Source organism: [Phormidium] sp. LEGE 05292, assembly GCF_015207735.1.
In the GTDB taxonomy this organism is placed as follows: domain Bacteria; phylum Cyanobacteriota; class Cyanobacteriia; order Cyanobacteriales; family Aerosakkonemataceae; genus Floridanema.
In genome coordinates this window covers 1-13,863 of record NZ_JADEWG010000012.1, presented here as the reverse complement: position 1 = coordinate 13,863, position 13,863 = coordinate 1, and the positions used below count along the sequence as shown (strand labels likewise).

At 39.1% G+C, this 13,863-nt stretch carries 8 protein-coding genes and 1 tRNA gene; 2 read left to right on the top strand and 7 right to left on the bottom strand.

Going from position 1 to position 13,863, the window contains the following annotated elements:
• Nucleotides 1–124: 124 nt before the first annotated feature.
• The 4 genes from IQ264_RS05545 to obgE all read right to left on the bottom strand — a co-directional run bounded on the left by IQ264_RS05545 (nt 125) and on the right by obgE (nt 10,114).
• Nucleotides 125–718, bottom strand: coding sequence for a Nif11-like leader peptide family natural product precursor (locus IQ264_RS05545; protein ID WP_193979421.1), 594 nt, complete (start codon nt 716–718; stop codon nt 125–127).
• Nucleotides 719–1,293: 575 nt separating this feature from the next.
• Complete coding sequence (locus tag IQ264_RS05540; RefSeq protein ID WP_193979419.1) at nt 1,294–4,704, bottom strand: type 2 lanthipeptide synthetase LanM family protein; 3,411 nt, start codon at nt 4,702–4,704, stop codon at nt 1,294–1,296.
• Nucleotides 4,705–4,871: 167 nt separating this feature from the next.
• Nucleotides 4,872–8,555: a PAS domain S-box protein gene (locus IQ264_RS05535; RefSeq protein WP_193979417.1), complete on the bottom strand. Its 3,684-nt coding sequence runs from the start codon at nt 8,553–8,555 to the stop codon at nt 4,872–4,874.
• Between the two features lie 524 nt (nt 8,556–9,079).
• The gene (gene obgE, locus IQ264_RS05530; RefSeq protein ID WP_193979415.1) at nt 9,080–10,114 is read right to left on the bottom strand and encodes a GTPase ObgE; all 1,035 of its coding nucleotides are present in this window, start codon (nt 10,112–10,114) and stop codon (nt 9,080–9,082) included.
• A gap of 38 nt (nt 10,115–10,152) precedes the next feature.
• On the opposite strand from obgE, the gene IQ264_RS05525 reads away from it, so the two are divergent.
• The gene (locus IQ264_RS05525; protein ID WP_193979413.1) at nt 10,153–10,323 is read left to right on the top strand and encodes a hypothetical protein; all 171 of its coding nucleotides are present in this window, start codon (nt 10,153–10,155) and stop codon (nt 10,321–10,323) included.
• 448 nt (nt 10,324–10,771) lie between these two features.
• On the opposite strand, the gene IQ264_RS05520 is transcribed toward IQ264_RS05525, so the two are convergent.
• From IQ264_RS05520 to IQ264_RS05510, 3 genes are all read right to left on the bottom strand, one after another.
• Nucleotides 10,772–11,326 carry a Dps family protein gene (locus IQ264_RS05520; RefSeq protein ID WP_193979412.1) on the bottom strand — a complete coding sequence of 185 codons (555 nt, stop codon included), beginning with the start codon at nt 11,324–11,326 and terminating at the stop codon, nt 10,772–10,774.
• A gap of 274 nt (nt 11,327–11,600) precedes the next feature.
• Nucleotides 11,601–13,013 (bottom strand): serine/threonine-protein kinase, encoded by a 1,413-nt coding sequence (locus tag IQ264_RS05515; RefSeq protein ID WP_193979410.1) that lies wholly within the window; start codon nt 13,011–13,013, stop codon nt 11,601–11,603.
• Between the two features lie 96 nt (nt 13,014–13,109).
• Nucleotides 13,110–13,514 (bottom strand): DUF4359 domain-containing protein, encoded by a 405-nt coding sequence (locus IQ264_RS05510; protein ID WP_193979408.1) that lies wholly within the window; start codon nt 13,512–13,514, stop codon nt 13,110–13,112.
• Nucleotides 13,515–13,630: 116 nt separating this feature from the next.
• Between IQ264_RS05510 and IQ264_RS05505 the strand changes: the two genes are divergently transcribed.
• A tRNA-His gene (locus IQ264_RS05505) sits at nt 13,631–13,703 on the top strand.
• The last annotated feature ends 160 nt before the right edge of the window (nt 13,704–13,863 follow it).

The window sequence follows — 13,863 nt, the reverse complement described above, 5'->3', positions numbered from 1 at the left end:
AAACTTAATTAATTGTCATAGATTTTAAGATGATAACCTAAAAAAATTATGTTCTGTTGAGATAATAGAAAATTTCTCAATTTTCAGCAAATAATCATGATTAAATTTTGCTTATTCTCCACAGTTATAAAATTTTTTCCCAAAAAGAGTAATCTAACGTACTGATATCTTTAGTAAAAGCACCGTTATTCGTGATATTAGATATTACGAATGAACCCAATTTTCCATGAGTATCAGTGACCTTCACTGAATTATTGCCAAGCCATTCCCATTTGTCCATATCTCGTAGCGCTTGGACTACCACCTGTCGTTGTTCAAGGGATTGTTGTAACAAGTAGAAACATTGACCATCAACATCAATCCCTGTTTCATGCCAATAGCTATTCTTGGCTGCGGCTCTAGCACCGCCTGCAACTGCTTCCAACTCTTCTTCATCCAGTTCGTAATCATCAAATTCATCAGAAATTCCGTAAGTATTTTCTAAAGCCAAACTCAGGGCAGTTTGCAAGTCGGAAGCTGTAAATTCATAGCCATTTTCAGCTGCTATGGTGAGGAAAGAACTAATATCTTGTATTTCCTCTATTTGGGATTTGAGCTCGCTATTATTTTCTATCTCTGTACATAAATTGTAGATAGCTTGTTGAGTTTTGACGAAGCTGTACTCTTGGGCAGGTAATTCTTCTACATTAATTGATTGAACCGAAAGATGTGACATCATAACTTTTACTTGGAAATCGAACGTTTTGAGTTATCCAGACTGAGTGTAATCTGTTATTAAATCAATTAAATCAGATGTGATTGAAGTAAATTTTATCCTCACTCATGGTTTTTTTCAACCATAGGTAAAGCTTAAACGAAATATTTTTAAATAAGGATAAATTGTCTGTGAAAATTTCAATAAGATTTCAACATTTTTGTCAAGAATCTTCCGTAAATATACGGCTAAATACCAAGAAAAAAATTTTTTGTAATTGTAATTCTTTATACACTTTAAAGCTTTCGTATTTAAATACAGGAAAATTAAGTATAATTCTGTAATCTAATTAAAGGATTAACCTCTGGTGATGACTGTCTAATACAAGACTTTACTTAATCTTTACTAATCAAGTAATCACCACAATTGTTAGGATGTTTCTGTATTTCCTGTTCCCTCTTCCCTATTTCTTTTACATCAAAATACCATGTCCTAACCGATATGTCCGTTGCTAAAGTGAATTTTCTAGGTACGTTATTGCGATTTAGCCCTAGATAAGAGCACTAAAGCGCAACAATGTATCTTTTTTAACCCCTAAACTAATCCCACAACAAAACGGAAGGTAACAGTTCTGGGTATGCTAGCCGGAGTAATTCATAGCCAATTCCCGATGTTCCCTGAAAAAAGCTAGGGCTAAATACGGAATTGGGCAAATTGGGTAATTTATATCCTCCTGATTTTTCTGCCCAGTTGACTGCCCAAGTAGTTCTTTGTTCGGCAATTTCTTTCAAGTCGGGACGGGATAATTTTTCAGCGGCTACCTGCAACAGTTCGATGCGACCGAAATTCCCACAACAAACACAATCCACATCCTGCAAACTATACTTTTGAGTTGTTTGCAAAGCAATTTCTATATCCTGTTCTATTTGATTTGTCTTTAATACTGACAAACCTCCTAACCTGGCTAATCCAATTCCAGTTGCACCATGACACCAACTCACCATGAAACCAGGTTGACCATTTTGTTGAGCAAATGCGCGAAAATCAGGCCAATTTGAAACTGTAGGAGAAAATACACTATGTTCATAAGTAATACCATCAGTGGCTGCTGTCAAAAAGGCTTCTGTTTGAGTTACTGCATAAAGCCGTAATAGAGCATAAGCAATGCCAGCTGCACCGTGAGAAAAACCTGTGTAATATTTCTGTCCTAAAATATTCCACGCTTTCCCAGATTTCAGATTTTGAATTGGTAAATTTGGAGAATAAAATTGTTTTATTGGTTCTGTTTGGTGGGCGAGTAAATGTTGACCGCAATTAATAGCTGTTGCTAAAACCTTTGGTTCTTTTGTTGCTGCGTATAATGCCAATAATCCTAGAATTGCTCCGGCTGCTCCGCCAATGATATCAAATTGTTTGTCAGTGGTAATGAGTTCGGGAGTAATTAATTGAGCAATAGCTAAAGCATTTTCTAAAAGTGTAGGTTCTTGAAGAAAGTGACTAGATTTTACTAAGGCGTAGATCATGGAACCTAGTCCTGTACCACCGCCAATTCCTAAGCGCACGAATCTGCGAGTAGATTCAAAATCAGCAGTTTGGAGAAATTTCTGTATTGATTGAAAAGCTGCTAAACTTAGCTCATGAAATTGTTGTGTACCTCTGACATAATCTAAGGCTGATAAAAATAATGCAATCCCGCCGTTACCGTTGTAAAGGTCTTCTGGCAAAGGCATTAGTTGAAAGATTTCGACGTTAGGAATATAGGCAAAACTAATCCATTTTACGCTGCCATCTTTTCCCCAAATGGCTCGTTGTTCAATTTCTTTGGCAATGCGAGTTGCTTCTTGAATTAATTGCTTTTTGGTTAAGGGGTAAAGTTGCGATAAATCTGTGGGAACTAGGGTGGATAAATTGGTGATTATGGGGTTATTACTTAAATTATTCCGCACTACTCTGGCATAAAATGAGCCTTTAATTATCTCTATTTGTTGGGCTAAATTGGTTTCATTTAAATTTTGTAATTGTGAGATTACTTCGTGATAACTGGATTTTTTAAAATATTGTTCAATGGGTTGTTCTAAACCAATTGTTAAGTCTTGACTGTCAGGATAGGCGGCAAAGTAGGGAATATCCATTTGCTCCATTGCTTTCAGTTCCGCATGAAATATTGACCAAGCATTTGGTTTTTGATTGGCAACTAAAAAAGCACGAGCGAGTATGTCTAGTTCAATGCTGCGATCGATCCCATCGCGGAGAAATTGGGGTGCAAAAGTTTTTTGTAAAATTGTCCAATAAATTTTGGTGGCGCGAAAGATAAACCTCACTCTCTGATTTTTCATTAATAATAGTGGCGTATCAGGTGCTAGCAAAATTTCACGTTTTTCAATCAAAAACTGATACATTTGCTCAAATCCAGTGATTATCTCTGATAAATAATCATTCGGAGAGAGGGGAAAATTATTTAAGATTGGTATATTGGGAGGAATAGAAAATTGCAAATCTTTGGTTTCTCCCTGTTCTTCTGGTGGTGCAGTTACTTGCGCTTCAATACTACCTAATGCACTGGTATCATAAGCCAGACGTTTGTTTTTTCCAAATTCCCAACGGGGTAATAACCCTGTGCGTAAAACTGAGTCAGCAAAGTGGAAATTTACAGTTGTTTCGGCTTCTGTTTCTTCTTGCAATTGGGTTAAAGGATTGGCTTCTTGGTGCATGATAGTTTCCATGTCAATTAACACCAAATGTTCTCCGTGAGCGATTAAATTTTCCCGGTGGCAGTCAACTACTCGCAGTGCATAAAGCAGGCATAATAACATTCCAGCGCGTTGATAAAAACGCTGGGCTGCGGCTTCATCTTCACAGGGTAAATGTTCTACATATTCCACCCAGCCATGAGTTTGGTAATCGCAGACTTTTAAAACTTTAAATGGCAAGGCAATTCCTTGCTGATTGCACCATTCTAAAAACTGAGTGTAAGCTACTTCTGCTCCTAAACCTTTGGGTTTGTAAACTAGCTGCAATCCACTTTGAAAGGTGAACGCAATTACGCTATCGCCAGAATTATGAGGATCGGAAAGAGCAGGCTTAATTTTAATAATTTTGCCTAATTTATAGAAGGAATTATTTTCTGGTTGAAATACTTGCTGGATATCATTTAAGTTGGTTTGCAAGCGGTGTAAAAATTTGGCTGTTGCTTCTACCCAAAAATCAATTGCTGTTGCGATTAAGCGTCCTAGCACAGGATAATTTTGGAAAAAACTTAGCATTCCGTCTTGCAAAAGTTTGTGGATAAAAGCATCGTATTGAACTTTTATTTGTGCGCGATCGCCAGTTGATTGCCGTAACAAATTCAGCAAATTTTGACCTAAAGGACGAGAACGAGCAAATTCATATTCTAAAGTTTTTCCACTCAGATTTAATAGTTGATTCAGTAAATTGCGTTCTAATGTAAAATAAGCTGAATGAGAAAGCAATTCTAAAGGCAAAGATGTTGGATAATTTAGAGAATTTAATAATTTCTGCCTTGCTACAGAAATCGCTGGAAGTAATACTTCTTTAAAGGGTAGTTTTATTCCTGGATCTAAAGGTAATCGATCGATTTGATTAATGGCTGGATAATTATACTCATCTTCAGAAGCAAAATTATGCCGATCTTTTAAGTCACAGGCAAAAATTTCTGCTCTTTTTTCTGGATCGTTAGCGAATAACCAAGCAGCCTGGATAATTTCATGTAAGGTTTCTGCCCAAGTTGGCAAAACTTCAGGATCTATAGGCGGAAGCGCTCGCACTATTTTATCTGCTTGCTTTAAATTCAAATCATCCCAGATTAACCGTTTGGCAAACTTTTCCCAGTTTCCTTGAGCCACCACTTGACACCAGCGATCGAGGCGAGGATGATGTTGTGATTCCTGAGTATCTGTATCATTAACTGCAAACGACTCCACTGAGAAGCGCTCTGACAGAGAGCTAGCTTGGGCTACAATTTTTGCTAAGTCGGATTTTGCGATCTTCATAATGTTACGGTATTTGGTAATCGGTAGCTGGTAGTTGGTAGTAAGTATGAATAAAACAGTTGATTACCGACTACCAAAAAAGAGCCAAAAAGAGAAGCGTCAGCCTATCATAGTCTTTGCAGAAAATCTCACCAGCTTTATTATTCCCAAATTAGCATACTCATAAATCAATTTAGTAAACTAACAATTGCCTGAATTAATTGCTCTATTTCTAAAGGTTTAGCAATGTGTAATTGAAACCCGGAAAGAATTGCTTGTTTTTGATCTGCTTCGGTGGCGTAAGCAGTTAAAGCAATAGCAGGAATTTGTTTAGTTAGGTTTAGCGATCGCACCTGACGCATCAGACTGTAACCATCCATCTCTGGCATTCCAATATCACTAATTAATAAATCTAGAGTTAATTCTTGTAGCAAAATTAATGCTTCTTGTGCCGAGGCTGCGGTGATTATTTTTGCGCCATATTCCTGCAATACAAAAGCAATTAATTCTCTCGTATCTGCTTCATCATCCACAATCAAAATTTGCTTATTTTGCAAGGTTAAATTATGATTTAATATCCTATTGTTTTGGTTGATGGCTGTAGTAACTGGTATTAGTGGCAATCGCATTGTAAAAGTTGCACCCAATCCTTCTCCGGGGCTTTCTGCTTTGATAGTACCACCATGAAGTTCTACTATTTGTCGAGCGATCGCTAAACCTAAACCTAAGCCCCCAAATTGGCGCGTGATCGAACTATCTGCTTGTCGGAAATACTCAAATACATAAGGTAGAAATTCAGGAGAAATTCCCTTACCTGTATCTTTAACTGTAATTTGAGCACCAGAGTCAATTACTTCTAACTTGACATTAATTAATCCGCCTGTTGGGGTAAATTTTACGGCATTACTGAGTAAATTCCAGATTACTTGTTGCAGTCGGTTAGCATCACCCATCATCCAAACTGCGGATGGTAAATCTGTGCGAATTTCAATCATTTTAGCTTCTGCGGCTAAACGCACTGTTTCCTTCGCTGCTTCAATAGTCATGGCTAAATCTACTGGATATACTTGCAGTGTTAATTTGCCTTGTAATATCCGCGAAATATCTAATAAATCTTCAATTAATTGGGTTTGTAACTTAGTATTGCGTTCAATTGTTGCCAGAGCCAAAGCAGTTTTTTGCTGGTCTAATTTTCCAGTTTGTAATAGTCTTGTCCAACCGAGAATCGGATTTAAGGGAGTTCGCAATTCGTGAGAAAGTACTGCTAAAAATTCATCTTTCACACGGTTAGCTGCTTCGGCTTGTTCACGAGCAATTTTTTCTCGTGCTAATAATTGTTCGCGTTCGGCTTCGGCGCGTTTGCGATCGGTAATATCCAAAAATGCTCCTACCGCACCTCTGGGTTTACCTTGTTCATCCAACAAAGGAGAAGCATACCCATATAAATTAAACAATACTCCATCGCCGCGTAAAATATCAACTTCTACACCTTGCAATTGGACATTGTGAATCGCCGCATAACGTAAAGGTATTTCGTCTGGGGCGAGTTCTTTGCCGTTACTAAAAACTTTGTAACCAGGGTGAGAACTACCTGTTGGTGGTGTGAAGGAAGCATGATCGTTGACCTTAATTCCCAGAATTTTGGCAAAGGCAGGATTAGCACGGATCTGTTTGAATTCAGGATCGTCGCTAATTAAAATGCCGATCGGAATTACTTCAAATAGAGTTTGTAATTCGCTAATTCGATTTTGTAAATTGCGGTTTAACTTGGCAATTTCGGCTTCAGCTTGTTTGCGATCGCTAATGTTGCGAAAATATAGCACAATTCCCGCATCGGAGGGATAAACTCGCACCGAAAACCAAGAATTAAAAGGTGGGTAATAATCTTCTAATTCTAACGGTACTCTTTCTACCATTGCTTGTTGAAACAAACGACCAAAACTTGTTGCTGCTAACTCTGGTAACTCCTCCCAAAGATTTTTTCCCAGCAACTCTTGGGCAGATTTTCCTACAGTCCGAGTACCTTTATGGTTAATGTATGTGAAACGCCATTGCCGATCGAAAGCGACAAAACCATCAGTAATACTTTCCAAAATTTCACTAATCTCTTCTTTAGCACTTTCCGCTTCTACCCTAGCGGTTTGTTCTCTTAACAATAATTGTTCTCTTTCCGCTTCTACTTGTTTGCGTGAAGTGATATCTTGTACCACACCCAACATTCCCATAACTTGCCCGGAAGCATTGTACTGCGCTCTTCCCTTGACCGCAACCCAACGCTGTTCTCCATCAGGATGAATTACTCGATATTCGATATCATAATCACTGTTTTCGGCAATAGCTTTTTCTACTGCTAATTTTGCGCGGTCGCGATCTTCTGAATGTAATAAATTTCGCATCTCTGTCCAACTCATATAAGTTCCCGCTGGAATGCCAAACATTTCCGCCGCTCTGGAGGAAAATGTCACCATATCTGTTGTTGCATCCCAACTCCAGTCGCCCATTTTGGCAGCTGTTAACGCCAAGCGTAAGCGTTCAGCATTTGTACGTAATAATTCTTCCACTTGTTTGTGATCGGTGATATCCATATTTACACCAATCAAACGGTACGGTTTTCCTGAAGAATCTTTGAATACTTGTGCTTTTCCTACTACCCAGCGCACAGTCCCATCAGGAAGTAGAATCCGAAACTCAGTATCAAAATCAATTCCTTCAGTTGCGGTACGTTGGGCGGCAGCATCAGCATGGGCGCGATCGTCTGGATGTACCCGTTTTAACCAATGCTCATAACTACCTTCAAAACTGCCAGGAGCCAAATGAAATAAGGCTTCCATTTCTTCCGACCAAGTTAATTTTCCCGTAGTAAAGTCCCATTCACAAGTACCAATTTTGCCCACCTGATTTGCTAATACTAAACGTTCCTGACTAGCGCGGAGTGTTTCTGCGGCTTGTTTGCGCCCAGTAATATCACGACAAATTGCTTGAATTGTCGGTAAATCATTGAGAGTAAATAAGGTAGCACTAACTTCTACAGGAATTAGTTCACCTGCTTTAGTACGGTGAATTGATTCTAAAACAATATGTTTGTGTGTTTGTACTTTTTCAATCAGAACTTGTGGAATCACCGTTGGGGAACCTAAAATATCGGTAACGCACATGGTTAACAGTTCTTCTCTGGTGTAGCCTAACCGCTTACAAGCTTGCTCATTAACTTCGATGAACTTTCCTGGTAGATACTCAGGCGTAAGATGATACACCAATACCCAATCTTCCATGCCATTGAACAAGGTAGTAAAGCGTTGCTCTCTTTCCTGTAATTCGGCTTGTACTTGTTTGCGTTCCGTAATATCTACAGAAATTCCGATTAAGCGTTCTGGTTCTCCTGCTGCATCAAAATATACAGTTCCCTGACTATGCAACCAACGCACCTGTCCATCAGGACTAATTACCCGAAATGGTTGAATGTAGGTAGTTTCGCCAGCTAAAGCTTGTTCGTGAGCTTGGATGATGTTTTGCCGATCGTCTGGATGCACAAGTGCAAAAAACTCTTCTCCTGTACCTGTTTGAATGCCCCAGACTTTTGTCGCATTCTCACAACATACGACTTGATTTGTCTTTAAGTTTATTTCCCAGACAATCATCTTGGCAGAGTTGAGGGCTAACTGTAAGCGTTCTTCAGTTTGGCGAAGATGATCTTCAACTTGCTCTAATTGCGTTGCGCGATCGCTTTTGTCTTTAATTTCCGCCAATTCTTGTTGCAGTGCCTTCTTTTCTTTCTGACACTCTCTTTCCGAATCTTCTAGTTGTTGAACTCGCTGTTCTAGTGCAGCAATTCGATCGACAAGAGTTTTAGTCATCAATTCTTCTTGTTCCATTTTTCTAACCCAGATGGCAATTGCTGCACTAAATCAGCAGATCCTTCCATTGTAATTTTCCATTAATTTTTATAAGTCCTACTCTACCTTTTGGCAGAATTTACCAAGCTTTACTTCTGCTTTATGTCTGAAGGTAGTTTTTTTTTTAATAAACAGTGCTATCGCAGAAGTAAAGAAGGTTTATACAATCAGCTTTCTACCTTTTTCCAACTAATTGGTTATTTCTGTCGCCTTGCACTAGAAACTGGTTTCTTATGCGTAATCCCATTTCACGTTAAGGTTGATACAAATAATTTGTAGGGGCGGGTTTAGCCAAAAGGTGAGAATCCCAGCAATAAAATTGAAATCAAAACCCGCCCTTTCCCTTACATCTGTAGCAAACATTTAGGTAATTGATATAAGTCCTAAATTACCTAAAAAACTGGGTAATACTTGATTTATCAATAATCCCAGTCCCGTAGGACAGGCATCTTGCCTGTCATCCTCAGTCCCCATTTACCACAAGTACAAAAGCGCCGCTCAAACTATGATGGAAGAAGTTGAGTTTCTGATTCTAATTGTTCGGTTTGTTCCAACATTTGCCAAATTTGTTGTAACAAAATTTCCAGTCCAGAACGGGTAGCAGAAGAAATCAGAAAAACTTGATTTCCACTCAATTCTTGCAATTGCTGACGCAGTTGTTCTAAATCAGTTTGTGCCGGATCGATCGCATCAATTTTACTCAAAGCTAAAAGTTGCGGATGTTCCGCTAAACCCCGACCATAAGCTAATAATTCTTCTTGAATGGTGTGATAATTTGCGATCGGATCTTCCGCAGTCGCATCAATTAAATGCAGCAATAAACGAGTGCGTTCAATATGACGTAAAAAATCATGCCCTAAACCCACACCTAAATGAGCACCTTCAATAAGTCCGGGAATATCAGCAAAAACTGCGCCATCTCCATCCGGTTTCTGCACTACACCTAAGTTCGGAACTAAAGTTGTAAACGGATAATCAGCAATTTTCGGTTTAGCAGCAGAAATGGTAGAAATCAAGGTAGATTTTCCTGCATTTGGTAGCCCAATAATTCCCACTTCAGCTAACAGTTTTAATTCCAAACGGAGGAGTCGCTGTTCTCCAGGTAAACCTGGTAAAGCATATTCAGGAGCACGGTTACGATTACTGAGAAAATGCTGATTTCCTAAACCACCTTTGCCACCTTGCGCCACACAAAGAGTTTGCCCAACTTCCACAATATCTCCCAAAATTTCGTCTGTTTCGGCATCATAAACGACTGTACCGCAGGGAACTTGGATGATGCGATCGCCACCATTCGCCCCAGTGCGATTATTTGGCCCCCCACGCGAACCATCCTCAGCCTTAAACCGATGATTGTATTTAAAATCCAGCAAAGTCTGCAAGTCTGATGTAGCCACAAGAATACAAGAACCGCCTTTACCCCCATTTCCACCAGAAGGCCCACCAGCCGGAACATACTTTTCCCGGCGAAATGCTACAATTCCATCGCCACCTTTACCAGCCTCGACTTCAATTTCTACTTGATCGATAAATTGCATAATTTTCCTTTTTTAACTAACCTTTTGTACTAATTTTTATGGCAAATCCTATAGAATTATTGGCTGGCTTAACTTGTTACTCTTTGGGCGCTATCTCTTATATTTTGTTAACGCAAGTTGCTAGTTATCTGCATCAGGGTATTTTGTTGCGCTGTCTTCGCTTTGTTACAACTGGCATCAGAGCGAAGACAACGCAACAGCGTACCTAATCCCAGTATTAATTATAAGACTTACGCACTAAGATCCCCCAACCCCCTTCCCAAGGGGGCTATTAAGTTCCCTCCTTCCAAGGGAGGCTAAGTCCTAAATTATATAATTAGCAACTTGCATTAGTAGCGCAAGTTGCTAGTTATGATTCGATCCCCCTAAATCCCCCTTAAAAAGGGGGACTTTGAATCTGGTTCCCCCCGTGATGTTAATAGCGAAGCTTCCGCTGGAGCCCCCCTTAAAAAGGGGGGCTCCAGGGGGATCTTTTAGGGGGGTTAGGGGGGATCGAATCGACAATATTTGTAACTAGCAACTTGCATTAGTACTTACCGAAGTAAAACCAAATCCCCGACTTCTTCAAAAAATCGGGGATCTAGAGAAATAACTATCCAGTTGAAAAAGGCTAAAAAACCTACTATATTAGCCTTCTTTCCTTGGAGCCTTCTGGCATTAGTTATGAGATGGAGCAACAAAAGCCAGAGTCAGACTATCATGAGCCAGGAAGTGAGCTAAATGGAATGCTCTATCTTCTGTCTCAAGAAGGATTTTTTCATATAAATAACGAGTAGCGCGATCGCCTAAACTCTCTGCTTGTGCTGCTTGACTTCTAATTACTTTGATTACAGCTTGTTCAGCTTGTAAATCATGTTCTACCATCGATCGGCTAGTAAAAATGCCATCATCTTCAGGAGTGAAGCAACATAACTCAGCGAGTTTGGTGAAACTAGCAACAGGAACACCGCCTAAGCCATTCAAACGTTCACCAATTTCATGAATATGTCCTTCTACTTCTCCGTAACTATCTTGAAAGAATTGATGTAGAGAATAGAATTCACTACCTTCAACTACAAAGTGATGTTTCTGATATTGCAGATACAACGCTTGAAAGCTAGCTAAGGCAATATTTAATCCTTCACAGACAGGTCCAGTAACGGATTTTTCCAATAAAACTGGATTGTCAGCAATCTGATCGACAGCCTGTTTCAAACCTACAGCTTGGGTCATATTTTCCCCTTTTCCTGTTACTTAAGGAGTCTGGTTGCAGCTATTGACAATCTATCACTTTCCTTTTCATAGTCAACTAGGTTTTTAGCAATTGATGAAAATTTTTATCAATAATTAATACTTGATTAAGCTAGAGATTGGCTGGAAGAATAATCAACTAATTTCGCAATGTCTATCTATGTTAGGTAACGACCAAACTTACCAAAAGGAAAAAATAAAAATTTTACTTTTTAGTTAAATGAGAATAATTAACGCTCTGTTAATTTATAAAATTTTAAGATTTACTGAATTTGGATGCCATAATTACCCCATGTCGCCACCACTGAGATCCACCAATCCAACTGCGTGAAGGTAGATGTCCCACTGGGGCTGAAAGACTAAATTTTAAGTAGGAATTATTAGTTTGATGTGTGGGCCAACCAACCGTCTCACAAAAGCGTCCATAATCATCATTAACAGTAGGCAAAATGTATGATTGGATACTGAAGCCGAAGCGTCCTTGACTGTACTTTACCCACAAGCGATCGATAGTTTGCAAATCCTCGTCAGGCAATTTTTCAATGTCACTAAGTTGTAAGTAAGCATGAGTTGATTTCCCGACAGCTAAACACATTACTACCCAAGTTTCTTGGTCAGCTTCTTTCCATTTACCAGCAGCTAATAAATGCTGTAACTTTGTATAATCAACTCCTACCTCCGAGATTAATCGATCGCCTTGGGGTTTGGCAGTGTAGCGGCGGAAAATATTAGTCAAGAGGTTGTTTTTGTAAATTGGTAATGGTTGAGGTTTTGGAGTTTTTAATGGTAGGATAGATATTGCTTGTAAGACATCGCCAACACTTTGGTAACGCTGATTAACGGCGGGTTTAATTAATTTATCTAAGATTCTACTTAGGCGATCGCTCACCTGACTACCTTTAGGTAAAAAATCTCGCCAAACCCAAGTATTATTAGCAATATCAGTTAAATCAAAAGGAGACACACCAGTTAATAAATAAATGCAAGTAACGCCCAAACTATAAAGATCGCTAGCAGGTAAAGCCTTTCCCTTCATTTGTTCCGGCGCTACATATTCCGCAGTTCCTACCGCAGTACCAGTACGAAATAAAGCACTATCAGTAATTAATTTAGCTACCCCAAAATCAATTAAAACTAACTTGCCATCAGTTTGACGACGGATAATATTTGATGGTTTAATGTCTCGATGAATTATCTTGCGATCGTGGACAAATTTTAACACCGGAAGCAAATCATTGAGGAATTCCCAAATTTGAGATTCATTAAACACCCCCTTTTCCCGCAACTCTTTATCTAAAGTTTGTCCGGGAATAAACTCTTGGACTAAATAAAGCTGTTTTTGCTGTTCAAAATGTGCCAATAACGATGGTATTTGCGGATGTTTCCCCAACTCTTTTAAACGTTCCGCTTCCTGAAGAAACAACTGAACCGCTTTCTTAACCAATAAAGTATCTCTACTTTGTAAATAAAGTTGCTTCACCACACAGCGAACTCGATCGGATGTTCCTTCATCTATTGCTAAAAAAGTTTTACCAAAACCACCTTGTCCGATTAATTGCATTGGGCGAAATCGGTTTTTTAATGTTAACAAAGAACCACAACTCAGGCAAAATTGTGCATTATCAGGGTTGACAGGACTAAAACATCCAGGGGTAAGACAGTAAGACATAGTAGCAACTAACAAAGCAATTAACTATACAATTAACATAGTTGAACTTCCAGTTGACAGATTACAAAGGTATCTGAAAATAAAATTTACTAATAACTATTGCTGTTCTACTTGGTAAATATAAAATTTATGCCCAACTCCTAATGTGCCAAAATGGTAAGAAGGTAATAAGTTTGAGGGTAAGAATGGCGAAACTTTAGTAATTGACAACTCCGTTTTGTAAATACTGAACAAGATAAAATTATATCTTTCTGTACTTTGGGAAATGATCTCTTTGATTTCTGATTGATTGGAATTAACCAACCTTTTGCATTCTTGTTTGAGGGACTTTCCCCAAAGTTTGGGTGCTTGGGGACAGACGTTTTGTTGTAAGTATTCACTAAGTTGCTCTCTAGCATACTCCTCGTACTCCGGCTGACTGGGATTGCTGATAGCCAAGGACATCAGTAATCCGGTGACAATGGCAGTACCCAAAGATAGGGGAAGATTCCAACTTTTCATCAATTTACTGTGTCCGTTTGAGTTCAGAGTTAGCTTACCACTGAAAGAATTTTTTCGTTTCTGGGTCAAGGACTTGATCCTTCTGGGAAAAGAGTGCTATGATAAATAATCGCAAGGCGAGCGTAGCCAAGTGGTTAAGGCAGTGGATTGTGGTTCCACCACTCGGGGGTTCGAGTCCCCTCGTTCGCCCTTATTGTACAGTGAATAATTATTTATCGTCGCTGACCAAAAACATGGGTACAAGCCCCGTCCTTGCAGGACGGCTTTAATTGTGTTAGGCTAAACGCCGTAGAGGTTTTCCACGTCAAATGATAGTTCTAGAGTTTAAAGCGCAAGGGAAAACAACTCA